The sequence below is a fragment of the Sphingomonas montanisoli genome, from assembly GCF_008274695.1.
GTDB classification, from domain to species: domain Bacteria; phylum Pseudomonadota; class Alphaproteobacteria; order Sphingomonadales; family Sphingomonadaceae; genus Rhizorhabdus; species Rhizorhabdus montanisoli.
The window spans coordinates 72,528-89,031 of sequence record NZ_VTOU01000002.1 but is presented as its reverse complement, the minus strand read 5'-3'; the positions used below and the strand labels follow the sequence as shown (position 1 = coordinate 89,031).

The 16,504-nt window shown below is 65.6% G+C and carries 12 protein-coding genes and 2 tRNA genes; 8 read left to right on the top strand and 6 right to left on the bottom strand.

All coding sequences use genetic code 11. The annotated features are described in order from the left end of the window. Positions 1-1,319: 1,319 nt before the first annotated feature. Positions 1,320-1,406, bottom strand: a tRNA-Leu gene (locus FYJ91_RS06160). A 102-nt stretch (positions 1,407-1,508) separates the two neighbouring features. Here FYJ91_RS06160 and FYJ91_RS06155 point away from each other — a divergent pair. From FYJ91_RS06155 to FYJ91_RS06130, 6 genes are all read left to right on the top strand, one after another. Next, positions 1,509-2,444, top strand: a complete 936-nt coding sequence (locus FYJ91_RS06155) for a sugar nucleotide-binding protein (protein ID WP_149521427.1) — start codon at positions 1,509-1,511, stop codon at positions 2,442-2,444. Positions 2,445-2,449: 5 nt separating this feature from the next. Next, positions 2,450-3,244: an undecaprenyl-diphosphate phosphatase gene (locus tag FYJ91_RS06150; protein WP_149521426.1), complete on the top strand. Its 795-nt coding sequence runs from the start codon at positions 2,450-2,452 to the stop codon at positions 3,242-3,244. Between the two features lie 160 nt (positions 3,245-3,404). Next, positions 3,405-4,856: an NAD(P)-dependent oxidoreductase gene (locus tag FYJ91_RS06145; protein WP_149521425.1), complete on the top strand. Its 1,452-nt coding sequence runs from the start codon at positions 3,405-3,407 to the stop codon at positions 4,854-4,856. After that, on the top strand, positions 4,853-5,431 hold the full coding sequence (locus FYJ91_RS06140) for a DUF2059 domain-containing protein (protein ID WP_149521424.1): 579 nt from the start codon (positions 4,853-4,855) through the stop codon (positions 5,429-5,431). The genes FYJ91_RS06145 and FYJ91_RS06140 overlap by 4 nt, the downstream gene beginning before the upstream one ends. A 10-nt stretch (positions 5,432-5,441) precedes the next feature. Then, positions 5,442-9,983: a glutamate synthase large subunit gene (gene gltB / locus FYJ91_RS06135; RefSeq protein WP_149521423.1), complete on the top strand. Its 4,542-nt coding sequence runs from the start codon at positions 5,442-5,444 to the stop codon at positions 9,981-9,983. A 108-nt stretch (positions 9,984-10,091) separates the two neighbouring features. Next, complete coding sequence (locus FYJ91_RS06130; RefSeq protein ID WP_149521422.1) at positions 10,092-10,763, top strand: glutathione S-transferase family protein; 672 nt, start codon at positions 10,092-10,094, stop codon at positions 10,761-10,763. 3 nt (positions 10,764-10,766) lie between these two features. Here FYJ91_RS06130 and FYJ91_RS06125 read toward each other — a convergent pair whose 3' ends face one another. From FYJ91_RS06125 to FYJ91_RS06115, 3 genes are all read right to left on the bottom strand, one after another. Continuing rightward, a complete protein-coding gene (locus FYJ91_RS06125; protein ID WP_149521421.1) occupies positions 10,767-10,952 on the bottom strand; it encodes a hypothetical protein in 186 nt (61 codons plus the stop codon). A 144-nt stretch (positions 10,953-11,096) separates the two neighbouring features. Next, positions 11,097-11,170: transfer RNA gene (locus tag FYJ91_RS06120), tRNA-Gly, on the bottom strand. A 52-nt stretch (positions 11,171-11,222) separates the two neighbouring features. Then, positions 11,223-11,414 (bottom strand): hypothetical protein, encoded by a 192-nt coding sequence (locus FYJ91_RS06115; RefSeq protein ID WP_246152568.1) that lies wholly within the window; start codon positions 11,412-11,414, stop codon positions 11,223-11,225. 179 nt (positions 11,415-11,593) lie between these two features. Here FYJ91_RS06115 and ppc point away from each other — a divergent pair, with 179 nt between their 5' ends. Beyond that, positions 11,594-14,275 (top strand): phosphoenolpyruvate carboxylase, encoded by a 2,682-nt coding sequence (gene ppc / locus FYJ91_RS06110; RefSeq protein WP_149521419.1) that lies wholly within the window; start codon positions 11,594-11,596, stop codon positions 14,273-14,275. Between the two features lie 10 nt (positions 14,276-14,285). Next, positions 14,286-14,762 (top strand): hypothetical protein, encoded by a 477-nt coding sequence (locus tag FYJ91_RS06105; protein ID WP_149521418.1) that lies wholly within the window; start codon positions 14,286-14,288, stop codon positions 14,760-14,762. A gap of 123 nt (positions 14,763-14,885) precedes the next feature. Here FYJ91_RS06105 and modA read toward each other — a convergent pair whose 3' ends face one another. Then, a complete protein-coding gene (modA, locus tag FYJ91_RS06100) occupies positions 14,886-15,584 on the bottom strand; it encodes a molybdate ABC transporter substrate-binding protein (RefSeq protein ID WP_149522282.1) in 699 nt (232 codons plus the stop codon). A gap of 52 nt (positions 15,585-15,636) precedes the next feature. Continuing rightward, positions 15,637-16,401 carry a methyltransferase domain-containing protein gene (locus tag FYJ91_RS06095; protein WP_149521417.1) on the bottom strand — a complete coding sequence of 255 codons (765 nt, stop codon included), beginning with the start codon at positions 16,399-16,401 and terminating at the stop codon, positions 15,637-15,639. Positions 16,402-16,504: the final 103 nt, after the last annotated feature.

Sequence of the window (16,504 nt, the reverse complement as noted above, 5' to 3'; positions counted from 1 at the left end):
TTTAAAATTGGGCTGTCTAGGGACGTTGCGCTAATCCATCGCGGTCATGGCCTAGCCCATCGCCAAGTGAAGCCGCCCGCCTATCAATATCGCGACATGTGCAGATCCTTGGCATGAGCAATGATCGCCCGGCGCGACGTTGGGCGGCTCGTGGTGGAACCGGATACCTGGCCCCCTCGCCTGACGAGCGTCGAACCCATATCGCCATCTCGGCAAGCTGTTCAGACTGGCCCGGATTGAGTGCGCGCTTCAGCATGTGCGCTTCCACGGCAATCGACGGGGGGCGATGAGCGCGCCCAGCGGCGGCAAATGCGCGAACGCGAACAGGACTATGCCATCTCGCGCGAGCAAGTTCTGATCGAGGAGCACAGGGCGCCGGCGCGGTCGACGACCCGCTCACGTTTTTGCTCGACCGAATTTGGACTTAGGCCAATCGACTGCTGGACGTGCAGCACAATTGCTTCCTGGATCGGATCGCGAAGACGGCGCCGGGCGCGGCGAGCGAGAATACCGGCACTGGCTTAACCGACGATCGCGCGCGGCTCACAGATGTGATTGGCGAACTCGACAGCATCGTCCTGACAGCGTTCGAGGAGATTACCAGGATCAAAGACGGTGGCGCGCACTGAGCAAGCACTAAAGGCCTGTGGGCGACGACGTATCACTGCGGTGTCAGTGTCGTCGACACGATCTACCCCCACCCGGCAGAGCGCCGGCGGCGCTACCATTATGGCTTCACGCCAATGGTGGCGGCGAAAATCCGTGCGATCACCGCGGTGCGGCCGGCTATGGCGACCTGGAACTGACAACGCGCGCGCCAAATGCCGCCTCCGACGGCAATTGGGTCCATCGGTGAAGCCGCTATTCTGTCACGGCCTATCCCGAGAAAGCGAACGTCGTTGCGGCTGCCCGCGAGGCTTTTCCGAGCGCCCGTGCCGTGCTTCTAACATTCTCGGCCGCGCTCCTGGTCTTGCTCGCGCTGGAGGCTATCATCGTGTTGCGTAACAACCAGGGGACATCGGCCGGCACACACAGACACCACTAAATCTTCTTCTGAGGCCCTTCTCGTCGAGCAATTTCCAATCCTTTTCCAAAGGCTTGGCGGCATTGATCAGGGTGTCCTTAAGCGCCATTTGGGGGCCTTTTTCGCGATTAGTCGCCTGAAGTTGGGGGCCTTTTCGCGACATGCCCCCAAAAAGGCCCCCACCGCGTCGCGACTGGCGACGAATGACAGCACACAATCGCGGACACCGCGCCGCGATCTATCCTTTATTGTCGGGAATTTTTCAATCGTCAGCGGATGTCGGCGAATGTGCCGATGGTGCCCAGGAAAGGACTCGAACCTTCACGACCTTGCGGTCACTGGCACCTGAAGCCAGCGCGTCTACCAATTCCACCACCTGGGCATCCGGAGCGGAGCGCGGCTGATAGTGGCGGCGGTTGCGCCTTGTCAACAGCTTCCGTCGCGGGCAATGCGTGCGGCGACAATATCCATGAGGTTTGCGACAATGAGCCGGTTGGTCACGCTGTTCGGCGGAGGCGGTTTTCTGGGCCGCTATGTGGCACAGGAGCTGTTGAAGGCAGGCGCGCGGGTGCGCGTCGTGGAACGGGATCCGCGCAAAGCGCTGGCGATCAAGCCGTTGGGCGGCTTGGGCCAGACCCAGTTCGTCGCGGCCGACATCACCAAGGCAGATAACGTCGCCCGCGCAGTGGCGGGCAGCGATTCGGTGGTGAACCTGGTCGGCATCCTTTCCGGCGACTTCAAGCGCATCCACGTCCAGGGCGCGGCGAATATCGCGCAGGCGGCGGCCGATACGGGTGCGACCGCGCTGGTTCATGTCTCGGCGATCGGCGCCGATCCCGAGGCCGCTTCGGCCTATGGCCGCACCAAGGGTGAAGGCGAGGCAGCTGTAAAGGCCGCCTTCCCCGCCGCCACGATCATCCGCCCATCGATCCTGTTCGGGCAGGAGGACGATTTCGTGAACCGCTTCGCCGCCATGCAGGCGATGCCGTTCGTGCCGGTGCTGCGCGGCGACGTGAAGTTCCAGCCGGCATGGGTGGCCGACGTCGCCCGCGCGATCGCAGCCGCGGCGCTCGATCCCGCGCGCTACGCCAGCCAGGCCTTCGAGCTGGGCGGGCCCGAGCAGATCACGATGCAGGGCCTGCAGGACTTCATCGCGCGCGAGACCGGGCGTGAGCCGACCTTCGTACCGGTGCCCGACGCGATCGGCGGCGCTATCGCGAGCATCGCCAGCTTCCTGCCCGGCGTGCCGATCACGCGCGACCAGTGGCTGATGCTGCAGAACGACAATGTCGCGACCGGCGACGGTTTCGCCGCGTTCGGGATCAAGCCGACGCCGATGGACGCGGTGGCGCCGGCCTGGCTCGTCCAGTTCAAGCCGCGGGGCCGCTTCGCCCCGGCGCGCGCCAAGCCGGCGGCGTAGGCCCCATGCCCTTCCTCGTCATCCTGTTCCTCGGCATCGTCGAGGGACTGACCGAGTTCATCCCCGTCTCGTCCACCGGCCACCTGATCCTGGCCGGCGAGCTGGTGAAGGTGCCCGAAGGCAGCGAGACGTTCGACATCGTGATCCAGCTGGGCGCGATCCTGTCGGTGCTCGTCGTCTATCGCGCGCGCTTCGCGTCGGTGCTGGCGGGGCTGGGGCGGCGCGATCCCGAAGCGATCCATTTCACCCGTAACGTGCTGCTCGGCTTCCTGCCGTCGGCGGTGATCGGGGCGGTCGCCTATTCGGCGATCAAGGCGCTGCTCAACCAGCCGATCGTGGTCGCGGTCGCGCTGCTGGTGGGCGGTATCGCGATGCTGGTGATCGAGCGGATGGCGAAGCGCATCACGACCGAGAGCGTCGAGGCGATGGGCTGGCGCACCGCTTTGGGCATCGGCTTCGTCCAGTGCATATCGATGATCCCGGGCGTCAGCCGATCGGGCGCGACGATCATGGGCGCGCTTCTGCTGGGCGTCGAGCGCAAGACGGCGGCCGAATACAGCTTCTTCCTGGCGATCCCGACGATGCTGGGCGCGACCACGCTGGCGCTGTGGAAGGCGCGGCATCAGCTGGGCGGGGATCAGATCACCGACATTGCGCTGGGCTTCGTCATCAGCTTCGTCGTCGCGATCGTTGTGATACGCTGGTTCCTGGGCGTCGTCACGAAGCGCGGCTTTGCGCCGTTCGCCTGGTATCGTATCGTCGTGGGCGCGCTGGCGCTGGTCTGGCTTGTCAGCCGGTAAGGGCCGAAACGGACGCATTATCCCAACGCCTTGTCGCGAATGATTCACAACTGGGCAGTTCTCCCCAGATAATAGGTCAGCAAAGCTTACTCATTGCGCGGATTGCGCGTGACTTCGCCCGATTCCTATGAGAATGGGCGCGCCATGAGGGAGCAGCGTCATGGCCAATGAACCGATGTTGAAGTTCGTCGTGCGGGGGCAGGATTATCCAGCCAAACGCGACGCATCCGATCGGACCGGCGACTTCGCCGAAATCAGCGCGCGTTACGACGACAGCTCAGCGGGCGAGCAGGCTTCGCGCTGTTCGCAGTGCGGCGTGCCTTATTGTTCGACCCACTGCCCGCTGCACAACCATATTCCCGACTGGCTGCGCCTGACGACCGAGGGACGGCTGCGCGAAGCCTATGAACTGTCGAACGCGACGTCGACCATGCCCGAGATCTGCGGCCGCATCTGCCCGCAGGACCGGCTGTGCGAAGGCAATTGCGTGATCGAGTTTTCCGGCCACGGCGCGGTGACGATCGGGTCGGTCGAAAAGTACATCACCGACACCGCCTGGGAGCAGGGCTGGGTCGAGCCAGTGCGCGTCGGCCCCGCCAGGGGCCAGTCGGTCGGCGTGATCGGCGCGGGGCCCGCGGGGCTGACGACGGCCGAGCTCATGCGTGCGCGCGGCTATGACGTGCACGTCTATGACCGGCACGATCGCGCGGGCGGCCTGCTGACCTACGGCATTCCGGGCTTCAAGCTGGAGAAGGACGTGGTGATGCGCCGCGTCCAGCGCCTCATCGATGCGGGGATCGTCTTTCACCAGAGCTTCGAGGTCGGCCGTGATGCCACACTCGAGGAACTGCGCGGTCGCCACGATGCGCTGCTGATCGCCACCGGCGTCTATAAGCCGCGCGCGATCAAGGCGCCGGGCGTCGGCGCGCCGGGCGTGGTCGATGCGCTCGACTATCTGATCGCGTCGAACCGCAAGGGCTTCGGCGACGCCGTACCGGCTTATGACGATGGCGCGCTTAACGCCGAAGGCAAGAATGTCGTCGTGATCGGCGGCGGCGACACCGCGATGGACTGCGTCCGCACCGCGATCCGCCAGGGCGCGACGTCGGTGAAGTGCCTTTACCGTCGCGACAAGGCCAATATGCCGGGTTCGCAGCGCGAGACCAAGAATGCCGAGGAAGAGGGCGTCGAGTTCGTCTGGCTCTCCGCCCCCGAGGCGTTTGACGGGACCGATGCGGTCAGCGGCGTGCGCGCGATCAAGATGCGCCTCGGCGCGCCCGACGCGAGCGGCCGCCGCGCGCCGGAACCCGATCCGGGCAGCGAATTCCGCCTCGACGCCGATCTGGTGATCAAGGCGCTGGGCTTCGACCCCGAGGAACTGCCGCACATGTTCGGCGCGCCCGATCTGTCGGTTACCCGCTGGGGCACGCTGCGCGTCGACCACAAGACGATGCAGACCAGCGTCGAGGGCGTGTTCGCCGCCGGCGACATCGTGCGCGGTGCCTCGCTGGTCGTGTGGGCGATCCGCGACGGCCGAGACGTGGCGGACCGCATGCACGCCTTCCTCAGGGCGAAGGCCAAGGCAGCGAACGCCGAGAAGGTTGCGGCATGATCCGCACGATCGTCATGGCGGCGGGCATGCTGCTGGCGGCGCCCGTGGCAGCACAGGCACCGGCCGCTGCCGCTGCTGTTGCGCCGGTTGATCCTGCGCGGCTCGCGGCGTCGCGGGCGTTGATCGACCAGATCATGCCCCCTGCCCAGCGCGACGCGATGATGACATCGACGATCACGCCCATGATCGCCAACATGCGCGAATCGATGACCAAGGACAGCCGTCTGGCCCAGATGGTCAGCGAGGATCCGCGCGTTCAGCCGATCGTCGATCGTTTCATGAACCGCGTGATCGACGAAGCGATGGGCAGCGTGCGCACCAGCATGCCCCAGATGTTCGACGCGATGGCGATCGCTTATGCACGCCAGTTCACGGTCGCGCAGCTGAACGAGGTGAACGCCTTCTACGCGACGCCGACAGGCCGTGCGTTCATGGCGAAGATGCCGCAGATCATGGCCGATCCCGCCGTGCTGGAAGCGCAACGCGCGACCATGACGGCGAGCATGGGGCGCATGCCCGACCTGATGAAAGAGTTCCAGGCGGAGATCGCCGGGCTCGACAAGACCAAGAAGTGAGGGTCCGCAGATGACCGAGACCGAACAGCAGACCTACATCACCCCCGAGCATGAGCGGCTCGCCCGCGAAGGCATGTATCGTCCCGAGTTCGAGGGCGACGCCTGCGGCGTTGGCCTGGTCGCGGCGACTGACGGCAAGCCGTCGCGCCGCGTGGTGGCGGCGGCGATCGATGCGCTGAAGGCGGTGTGGCATCGCGGCGCTGTCGACGCAGACGGCAAGACCGGCGATGGTGCAGGCATTCATGTCGACCTGCCCGTCCGCTTCTTCGACGACGCGATCGAATATGCCGGGCACAAGCCGCGCCCGAACCGCCTGGCCGTCGGCATGATCTTCCTGCCGCGCACCGATCTGGGTGCGCAGGAGACGTGCCGCACGATCGTCGAGAGCGAGATCATCGATTTCGGCTACACCATCTATGGCTGGCGCCAGGTGCCCGTCGACGTCTCCGTGATCGGCGAGAAGGCGCAGAGCACGCGCCCCGAAATCGAGCAGATCATGATCGCCGGGCCGATGCCCGACGAAATGTCCGAAGCCGAATTCGAAAAGAACCTGTACCTGATCCGCCGCCGTATCGAGCGCAAGGTGATCGAGGCCCAGATCCAGGGCTTCTACATCTGCTCGCTCAGCGCGCGTTCGATCATCTACAAGGGCCTGTTCCTGGCCGAAGAGCTGTCGGTCTTCTATCCCGACCTGAAGGACCAGCGCTTCGTCAGCCGCGTCGCGATCTTCCACCAGCGTTATTCGACCAACACCTTCCCGCAATGGTGGCTGGCGCAGCCGTTCCGGACCTTGGCGCACAATGGCGAGATCAACACGATCCGCGGCAACAAGAACTGGATGAAGAGCCACGAGATCAAGATGGCCTCGCTGGCGTTCGGCGAGCATTCCGAAGAGATCAAGCCGCTGATCCCCGCCGGCGCTTCCGATACCGCAGCGCTCGACGCGGTGTTCGAGGCGATCTGCCGTTCGGGGCGCGACGCGCCGACCGCCAAGCTGATGCTCGTCCCCGAAGCGTGGCAGGGCAGCACCGACCTGCCCCAGCCCGTCATGGACATGTACAGCTATTTCGGATCGGTGATGGAGCCGTGGGACGGCCCCGCCGCGCTGGCGATGACCGACGGCCGCTGGGTCGTGGCGGGCGTCGACCGCAACGCGCTGCGCCCGCTGCGCACCACGCGCACCGCCGACAATCTGCTGATCGTGGGTTCGGAGACCGGCATGGTCGTCGTCCCCGAGACGACGATCGTGTCGAAGGGCCGTATGGGCCCCGGCCAGATGATCGCGATCGATCTGGAAGAGGGCAAGCTCTACACCGACGCCGAGATCAAGGCGCAGATTGCGGGCGAGGCGCCCTATGGCGAATGGGTGAAGGATTTCCGCACCCTCGCCGACCTGCCGGCACCCGATGAGGACATGATCCCGCGCTGGGAGCGTGCCGAACTGCTGCGTCGTCAGGTCTCCGCCGGCCAGACGATGGAGGACATGGAACTGATCCTGTCCCCGCAGGTCGAAGACGCGAAGGAAGCGATCGGATCGATGGGCGACGACGCGCCGCTGGCCGTCATCAGCGACAAGCCGCGCCTCGTCAGCCATTTCTTCCGCCAGAATTTCAGCCAGGTGACCAACCCGCCGATCGACTCCTTACGCGAAACGCGCGTGATGTCGCTCAAGACGCGGTTCGGCAACCTCGCCAACATCCTCGACAGCGAAGCGGCGCAGACCGACGTGCTGGTGCTGGAAAGCCCGGTGCTCCACTGCCGCGACTGGCACACGCTGAAGAACCATTTCGGCGCGCAGGCGGCCGAGATCGACTGCACCTATGACGCCGACGGCGGGCCGGACGGCCTGCGCAACGCGATCGCCCGCGTGCGCACCGAGGCCGAGATCGCGGTGCGCGAGGGCAAGACCGAAATCTTCCTGACCGACGAGCATGTCGGTCCGAACCGGGTCGCCATCGCGATGGTGCTGGCGGCAGCCGCCGTACACACCCACCTCGTCCGCAAGGGGCTGCGCTCTTATGCGTCGGTCAACGTGCGATCGGCCGAATGTCTCGACACGCATTATTATGCGGTGCTGATCGGCGTCGGCGCGACGACGGTGAACGCCTATCTGAGCGAAGCGGCGATCGCGGATCGCCATGCGCGCGGCCTGTTCGGCGACATCAGCATCGCCGACGCGCTCAAGCGCCATCGCAAGGCGATCGACGATGGCCTGCTCAAGATCATGTCGAAGATGGGGATCGCGGTGATCTCCAGCTATCGCGGCGGTTACAATTTCGAAGCGGTCGGCCTCAGCCGTGCGCTGGTGAACGATCTGTTCCCCGGCATGCCTGCCAAGATTTCGGGCGAAGGCTACAACTCGCTCCAGCTCTCGGCGATGCTGCGGCACGAGGCGGCGCATGACGACGTCGTCGTCAACCTGCCGGTCGGCGGCTTCTACCGCCAGCGCAACGGCGGCGAGGCGCATGCCTATTCGGCGCAGCTGATGCATCTGCTGCAGTCGTCCTGCTCGACCGACAGCTATTCGACCTATCTGCAGTTTTCGCGCGGCGTGCGCGATCTGCCGCCGGTCTATCTGCGCGATCTGCTCGAGTTCAACTGGGCGCGCGAGGGGATCCCGATCGACTCGGTCGAGGCGATCACCGAAATCCGCAAGCGCTTCGTGACGCCGGGCATGTCGCTGGGCGCGCTCAGCCCAGAGGCGCACGAGACGCTGGCCATCGCGATGAACCGGATCGGCGCCAAGGCGGTGTCGGGCGAGGGCGGCGAGGACAAGTCGCGCTACACGCCCTACGACAATGGCGACAACGCCAACTCGGTCATCAAGCAGATCGCGTCGGGCCGCTTCGGCGTGACCGCCGAATATCTGGGCGCTGCCGAGGAACTGGAGATCAAGGTCGCGCAGGGCGCCAAGCCGGGCGAAGGCGGGCAGCTGCCCGGCTTCAAGGTGACCGAGATGATCGCCAAGCTGCGCCATTCGACGCCAGGCGTGATGCTGATCTCACCTCCGCCACACCACGACATCTACTCGATCGAGGATCTGGCGCAGCTGATCTACGATCTGAAGCAGATCAATCCGCGCGCGCGGGTCTGCGTCAAGCTCGTCAGCTCGGCGGGCATCGGCACGGTCGCGGCGGGCGTCGCCAAGGCGCATGCCGACGTGATCCTGGTGTCCGGCCATGTCGGCGGCACCGGCGCATCGCCCCAGACGTCGATCAAATATGCCGGCACCCCGTGGGAAATGGGGCTGACCGAGACCAACCAGGTGCTGACGCTCAACGGGCTTCGCCACCGGGTGAAGCTGCGCACCGACGGCGGGCTCAAGACCGGGCGCGACATCGTGATCGCCGCGATCCTGGGCGCAGAGGAGTTCGGCATCGGCACGCTTTCGCTGGTGGCGATGGGCTGCATCATGGTGCGCCAGTGCCATTCGAACACCTGCCCGGTCGGCGTTTGCACGCAGGATGACAAGCTGCGGCAGAAGTTCGTCGGCACGCCCGAAAAGGTCATCAACCTGATGACCTTCATCGCCGAGGAAGTGCGCGAGATCCTGGCCAAGCTGGGCGTGCGCAGCCTGGACGAGGTGATCGGTCGCACCGAATTGCTGCGTCAGGTGAGCCGCGGTGCCGAGCATCTCGACGATCTCGATCTCAACCCGATCCTGGCCAAGGTCGACGCGCCCGAATCGAAGCGTCGCTTCAACATCGAGGGCTTCCGCAACGAAGTCCCCGACAGCCTCGACGCGCAGATGATCGACGATGCGCGCGCCGTGTTCGACCGGCGCGAGAAGATGCAGCTGACCTATACGGTGCGCAACACGCACCGCGCGGTCGGCACGCGCTTCTCCGCCGAGATCACGCAGCGCTTCGGCATGTCGACGCTGGCCGACGGCCATGTCCACATCCGCCTGCGCGGTTCCGCGGGCCAGTCGCTCGGCGCGTTCGGCGTGAAGGGCATGACCCTCGAAGTGTTCGGCGACGCCAACGACTATGTCGGCAAGGGGCTGTCGGGCGCGATCATCACCGTGCGCCCGATGGTGTCGAGCCCGCTCGAGACCAAGAACAACACGATCATCGGCAACACCGTCCTGTACGGCGCGACCAGCGGCAAGCTGTTCGCGGCGGGCCAGGCGGGCGAGCGCTTCGCGGTGCGCAACTCAGGCGCGACCGTGGTGGTCGAGGGCTGCGGCGCGAATGGCTGCGAATATATGACCGGGGGCACGGCAGTCATCCTGGGCAAGGTCGGCGAGAATTTCGGCGCGGGCATGACCGGCGGCATGGCGTTCGTCCTCGACGAAGACGCCAGCTTCCCGACGCACGCCAACCCCGAAAACATCATCTGGCAGCGCTTCGCATCGCATTATTGGGAACAGCGCGCCAAGGCGCTGATCGCCGAACATGCGGTGATGACCGACAGCAAGTGGGCGCATTCGGTGCTCGACGACTGGGATCGCTGGCGTGGCAAGATCTGGCAGGTCTGCCCCAAGGAGATGATCAGCCGGCTGGAACACCCGCTGTCCGACACGGACGCCGAGGTGGTTGCGGCGGAGTGATATGAACGGGCGGGCCACACCCCGCCCGTCACCCCGCAGCAACAAAACTGTGGGTCGTTGCGTCGAGCCTACTGACAGCGCGTGTCCCGGTCGATAGGCTGGGGCGCGATGTTCCAGCTGTATCAGTTTCCCCTCTGCCCCTATTCGCGCAAGGTCCGGCTCCAGTTGGAGGAGAAGAGCATCGCTTATGCGGTGGTGCGCGAATCCCCGTGGGAGCGGCGCGACGAGTTCCTGGACATGAACCCGAGCGGTCAGACGCCGGTGCTGGCCGACGCGACGCTGGGCCTCACCTTGATCGATTCGAAGGCGATCGGTGAATATCTGGAAGAGACGGTCGAACGCGCGCCGATGATCCCCGGCAATGTCGCCGCACGCGCAGAGGTGCGCCGGCTGGTCGCCTATTTCGACGAGAAGTTTCACGGTGACGTCGTTGGCCCGCTGCTGCACGAGCGCGCGATCAAGCGGATCGTCCACCGCCTGTCGCCCGACGCCGGCGTGCTGCGCAACGCGATGAAGGCCGCGAACGACCATCTCGACTATATTGACTATCTGGTGGCCAGCCGCCGCTGGATCGCCGGACCGTTGCTCAGCCTGGCCGACCTGGCGTGCGCGGCGCATCTGTCGGTTGCCGATTATCTGGGGGGTATCGACTGGCGCGGGCATGATGAAACCCGCCAATGGTATTCAGGGATGAAGTCGCGCCGCTCGCTACGCACCATTCTGGCAGATCGGATGGAGTTGGTGTCGCCCCCCGAGCATTATGAAAAGCCCGATTTCTAACGCCTAGAGCGCGACGAACAGCGCCGCGATGCCGAGCCACAGCATCGTGCTGGCACCAAAGATAAACGTCATGCGCTGGATCCGCGACGGTCGCACATCGGGCTGGACCGCAGGTCGGACCGGCGCGCGCGGGGCAAGATAGATGTTCGGTCCACGACGCTGAACGTCGTGATGGGGATGCGTAGCCATGAGCCTCTCCGCTCGTCTTTATAATGCAACAAACGAACGAATGACATGAAGGTTGCCTGAACGGCAATTGGCGATTCGACTATTTTACAATGCTTTAGAATCGCAACCGGAACGATTGCACCGCTTTTTGGAAGCGATTGTCGATGGAGCGGGCGAAGGGAATCGAACCCTCCTAGCTAGCTTGGAAGGCTAGAGCATTACCACTATGCTACGCCCGCCCGCTCCGGAACCGCCCCGATAGCGGAAAGTGCCCCTGCCGGACAAGCCAGTTTAAAGCTGGAAGTTCGCCCAGGCCGCGCCGCCGATCAGCAGCGCCGCGCCCGTCGCCGAGGCCGCCATCAGGCCGCGACCGGCAAAGACAAGCGCGGGAGCATGCGCGCGCTGCTCGCGCCGATTGCGCTGCATGCTCGTCAGCACGAACATCGCGACAAAACCGTAGATCAACACGAACGCAGGATACATCACGCAAACCCCCGATGTGGCGGACGCCTGGCGCCGCCGCGACGCAGCGTCCCCCCGGACGCCGTTCCCATCGCCGATTATGGTTAATTTCGCCTTTCACCGGAAGCGATTCGGCCGCCTGAGCCGCGCTTTGCGACGAACGGTTGACGCTGCCTGTCCCGCGGCGCAGCATCGATCCCATGTCCAGCGCACCACCCATCACCCAGAACCCCGACATCCGCTTCCTCGGCCGCCTGCTCGGCGACGTGATCAAGGCCTATGGTGGCGAGGCACTGTTTCGGCGGATCGAATATATCCGATCGGCCTCGGTCGATCGCGCACGCGGGATCGTCGACGCGCACAATGTCGACAGCGGGCTCGACGCGCTGACCCTCGACGACACATTGTCCTTCGTGCGCGGATTCATGCTGTTTTCGATGCTCGCCAACCTGGCCGAGGATCGGCAGGGCGTGGCGGCGGAGCCCGGCGCCGACGTCGCCTCCGCGCTCGCACGGCTCGAACAGGAAGGCATTTCGCGGTCCGAGGTGCTCGATCTGCTCAACCGATCGCTGATCGCCCCCGTGCTCACCGCGCACCCGACCGAAGTGCGGCGCAAGAGCATGATCGATCACCGCAACCACATCGCCGAACTGATGGCGCTGAAGGATATCGGGCGCACCGAGACGGTCGACGGCGACCTGATCGACCAGGCGATCTACCGCCAGATCGCGCTGCTGTGGCAGACGCGCCCGCTGCGCCGCGAGCGGCTCTACGTCGCCGACGAAGTCGAGACCGCGCTCGCTTATCTGCGCGACGTGTTCCTGCCCGCGCTGCCTGCGCTCTATTCGCGTTGGCAGCGCGCGCTGGGGCATCGCCCGGCGAGCTTCCTGCGCCCGGGCACCTGGATCGGCGGCGACCGCGACGGCAATCCGTTCGTCACCGCCGATTCGCTGCGCCTGGCCCTGTCGCGCGGCGCCGAGGCCGTGCTGGGCCATTATCTGCGCCAGCTCCACGCGCTGGGTGCCGAACTGTCGATCTCGACCGAGCTGGCCGAGGTGACATGGGAGGTCGAGAAGCTGGCAGAGGCATCGGGCGACAAGAGCTCGACCCGCAGCGACGAACCGTATCGCCGCGCGATCACCGGCATCTATTCGCGGCTGACCAAGACCTATGAGGCGCTGGCCGGCCGTCCGCCCGAGCGCCTGCCGCGCTACGATGCCGATGGAGGCGCCTATGCCAACCCCGACGAGCTGAAAGCCGACCTGATCGAGCTGAGTCACGCGCTCAACCGCACCGGCGCGGGATCGCTGTCGAGCGGCGGGGCGCTGGGCCGGCTGATCCGCGCGGTCGAGACCTTCGGCTTCCATCTCGCAACGCTCGACATGCGTCAGAATTCGGACGTGCATGAGCGCGTCATCGCAGATCTGCTCAAGGTCGCGGGCGTAGAGGCCGATTATCTTGCGCTCGACGAGAATGCGCGCGTCGCGCTGCTACGGTCAGAACTGCAGAGCAAGCGGCTGCTCCGCACGCCCTTTGGCGTCTATGACGATGAGACATTGTCCGAACTCGCGATCGTCGAGGCGGCGGCCGAAGCACACCGGCTCTACGGGCCGGAAGCGATCACCACCTACATCATATCCAAGGCAGCCACCGTTTCGGACATGCTGGAGGTCAACATCCTGCTCAAGGAAGCCGGGCTCTACGTCCCCGGTGATCCGCCGCAGGCCGCCGTGATGGTGGTGCCTTTGTTCGAGACGATCGGCGATCTGCAGAACGCGCCCGAGGTGATGACCGACTGGTTCGGCCTGCCCGAGGTCGCGGCGGTCACCACCGCGCGCGGCCATCAGGAGGTGATGGTCGGCTATTCGGATTCGAACAAGGACGGCGGCTATCTGACGTCGGTGTGGAGCCTGCACGAAGCGTCGAGCGCGCTCAAATCGGTGTTCGCCGATGCAGGCGCGGCGATGCAGCTGTTCCACGGCCGGGGTGGTTCGGTGGGGCGCGGCGGCGGATCGAGCTTCGCCGCGATCCGCGCACAGCCGCCCGGCACGGTGCAGGGCCGCATCCGCATCACCGAACAGGGCGAGGTGATCGCCGCCAAATATGGCACGCGCGAGAGCGCGATGGTCAATCTGGAGGCAGTGACATCGGCCACCCTGCTCGCGAGCCTGGAAAAGCCGCTGCTGAAGCCCGAAGAGGCGAAGAAGTTCGGCGCAGCGATGTCGACCCTGTCGGATTCGGCGTTCAAGGCGTTTCGCGGCCTCGTCTATGAGACCGAGGGCTTCCGCACCTTCTTCCGACAGATGACGCCGATCGCCGAGATCGCCGACCTCAAGATCGGATCGCGTCCGGCGAGCCGCACCAAGAGCGACCGGATCGAGGATCTGCGCGCCATCCCCTGGGTGTTCAGCTGGGCGCAGGCGCGCACGATGCTGCCCGGATGGTATGGCGTGGGGCAGGCGCTCAAGGGCTTCGAGGATATGGGCCTGCTGCGCGAGATGCTGGAAGCGTGGCCCTTCTTCCAGTCGACCCTCGCCAATCTGGAGATGGTGCTGGCCAAATCCGACATGGATCTGGCCGAACGCTATGCCGAGCTGGTCGAGGACAAGGCGATGGGCCAGGCGATCTTCGGCCAGATCCGCGACGGTTGGCAGATCACGCACGATTGCCTGTTGTCGGTGACGCGCCAGACGCGGCTGCTGCAGAAGAATCCCGCGCTCGATCAGTCGATCCGGCTGCGCCTGCCCTATATCGAGCCGCTGAACCTGTTGCAGATCGAGCTGTTGAAGCGCCATCGCGCGGGTGAGGACGATCCGCGCGTGCGCGAGGGCATCCAACTGTCGATCAACGCGATCGCGACCGCGCTGCGCAACAGCGGCTGAGGAGGGACGGATGAAGGTCATGATAAGCGCGATCGCGCTGCTGCTGGCGACGCCGGCATTCGCGCAAACGGCCGCGACTCCCGATTGCCGGGTGACGACGCCGGCTTTTCCCGGGCCGCTCGCGACGTGGCCCAAGCCGGTCGTGTCCGACGGCAAGCTGATCGCGGTCGGACAGGCGGCGAAGCTGGTGCTCGTGTCGCAGGCGAAGCTCAAATATGCGGTGAAGCCGCAGAAGGATGGCCTCGGCGCGATCCTGACCGTGCAGGTGATGGAAAAGGGCCGCTACCAGATCGCGTCGAGCGGGCGGGTGTGGATCGACGTCCTCCACGCCGGCGGGACGCTGGCTTCGGTCGAACATGGGCATGGCGCCGCCTGTACGGGCATCGCCAAGATCGTCCAGTTCGACCTCGAACCAGGCCCCTACACGATCGCGCTGTCGGGCGGCGCGAGCCCGGACCTTACATTGCTGATCGCGCCGGCTTCCTAATCCGCCCCCCCTTTTGCGAAGCGAGGCAATCCAGGCCCGCATTCGCGTTAGGTCGCGAACCTCTCTTGTGCGGGCCTGGATTGCTTCATCGCCTTCGGCTTCTCGCAATGACGAGTGATGGGTTCAGCGCGTCCCGAAGCCGTAGCGGGTGAAGATTGCCCGGCCGGCGGACGAGAGCAGGAAACGGCGAAAGCCCTCGGCTTCGCGATTCTGCGAAGCGGCGACGAGCGCGATCGGATAGGTGATCGGGGGGTGGCTGTGGGCCGGGAATACGCCCACCACCCGCACACCGGGCGCGGCCCTGGCGTCGGTCGCATAGACGATCCCGAGCAGCGCGGCACCGCGATCGACGAGCAACAGCGCGGCACGCACATTGTCGGCGCGCGCGACATGCGGCGCGATCCCGGACCAGACGCCCAGCGCCGTCAACGCCGCCTTGCCATATTTGCCCGCCGGCACCGCCTCGGTATCCGCCATCGCGAGCTTGCCGTCGCCGAGCGCGCGCAGCAGCGGGAAATTGCGGGCGATGCGGAGCCGCTGTGTCGAATCCGCCGGGGCGATCAGGACGAGCCGATTGGTGAGGAAGCTGTTGCGCGTGCCAGGTCGGATCAGCCCCTTCTTCGCGACATCGTCCATCCACTCCTCATCCGCCGACACAAAGACATCGGCGGGAGCGCCAGCCGCAATCTGTCGCGCGAGGGTGGAAGAGCCGGCGAAGGAGATGACAGGGCGTTCATGCCCCCTGGCCGCCCAGGCATCGGCCGCGGCGTTCATCGATTCCTGCAGGCTTGCCGCCGCGAAGATCAACGGCGGCTTGGCCATAAGGGGTGCGCCCAGCAGCGCCAGCAGGATCGTCAGCAGGACTTTCAACGACTCACTCCCCGGCACGCACGAAGGCGAAGGTGATATGATAACTGACCGTCGCGCCAGCGGCATCGAAACGATCGAGCGCCGCGCGCAGCGCTCCGGGGGAGAGCGGGCGATAGCCGTCCGCCGCCACGCCGGCGCCGATCGCCTTCAGGCTGGCGAGAAAGGCGCGCCCGCTGCCGGGGCACCATTGCCACGCCCCGGTTTCGACCTCGATCATGGTGCCAGCTGGCGCCATATCGCGAATGGCAGCTGCATCCGGATAATGCGGCACGCCCGTATCCCCGCCGACGGCGGCGCGCCACTCGTCAAAGCTGCCTGCCGCCATCGTCGCGAAGGCGAGCAGGCCGCCGGGGCGCAACAGAGCGACGTTGCGCGCGATCGCGTCGCGCAGGTCGCCGAACCATTGGAATGCAAGGCTGGAGCAGATCAGGTCGAAACGCGCATCCCCGTCCAGCCCGACCGCAGGATCGGCGCCGTCGATCACGCGATAGTCGGCCACCAACCCAAGCCGATCGCGGGCGCGATCGATCATCTCCGGCGCCAGATCGCTGACCGTCCAGTCCGCATCGGGCAGCCGAGGCGCCAGCGCGCCGGTGAGGAAGCCGGTGCCGCACCCGATTTCGAGCACCTTCGGCGCGGCCGACAAGGCACGCGAGGTGATTCGCTGGGCCAGCTCACTGGCGACGACGCGCTGCACGGAAGCAGCGGAGTCATAGCCTTGGGCGGCCCCGAAGGCGCGGGCGATACGGTCTGTGCGGGTGGGAATCATTCCTTTGGGCGATAGGCGCGGCAATTATTTGCGACAAGCCGCATGAAAAATTGCAGATTCGGTATTGATAGTCAGTCGCAGTAGCGCATATCTTCGAATCATA

Bases quoted from the DNA above. Each gene is read 5' to 3' on its own strand.
- FYJ91_RS06155 (WP_149521427.1), top strand. From the start codon at position 1,509: ATGAGCCGGTTGGTCACGCTGTTCGGCGGAGGCGGTTTTCTGGGCCGC.
- FYJ91_RS06150 (WP_149521426.1), top strand. From the start codon at position 2,450: ATGCCCTTCCTCGTCATCCTGTTCCTCGGCATCGTCGAGGGACTGACC.
- FYJ91_RS06145 (WP_149521425.1), top strand. From the start codon at position 3,405: ATGGCCAATGAACCGATGTTGAAGTTCGTCGTGCGGGGGCAGGATTAT.
- FYJ91_RS06140 (WP_149521424.1), top strand. From the start codon at position 4,853: ATGATCCGCACGATCGTCATGGCGGCGGGCATGCTGCTGGCGGCGCCC.
- gltB (WP_149521423.1), top strand. From the start codon at position 5,442: ATGACCGAGACCGAACAGCAGACCTACATCACCCCCGAGCATGAGCGG.
- FYJ91_RS06130 (WP_149521422.1), top strand. From the start codon at position 10,092: ATGTTCCAGCTGTATCAGTTTCCCCTCTGCCCCTATTCGCGCAAGGTC.
- FYJ91_RS06125 (WP_149521421.1), bottom strand. From the start codon at position 10,952: ATGGCTACGCATCCCCATCACGACGTTCAGCGTCGTGGACCGAACATC.
- FYJ91_RS06115 (WP_246152568.1), bottom strand. From the start codon at position 11,414: ATGTATCCTGCGTTCGTGTTGATCTACGGTTTTGTCGCGATGTTCGTG.
- ppc (WP_149521419.1), top strand. From the start codon at position 11,594: ATGTCCAGCGCACCACCCATCACCCAGAACCCCGACATCCGCTTCCTC.
- FYJ91_RS06105 (WP_149521418.1), top strand. From the start codon at position 14,286: ATGAAGGTCATGATAAGCGCGATCGCGCTGCTGCTGGCGACGCCGGCA.
- modA (WP_149522282.1), bottom strand. From the start codon at position 15,584: ATGGCCAAGCCGCCGTTGATCTTCGCGGCGGCAAGCCTGCAGGAATCG.
- FYJ91_RS06095 (WP_149521417.1), bottom strand. From the start codon at position 16,401: ATGATTCCCACCCGCACAGACCGTATCGCCCGCGCCTTCGGGGCCGCC.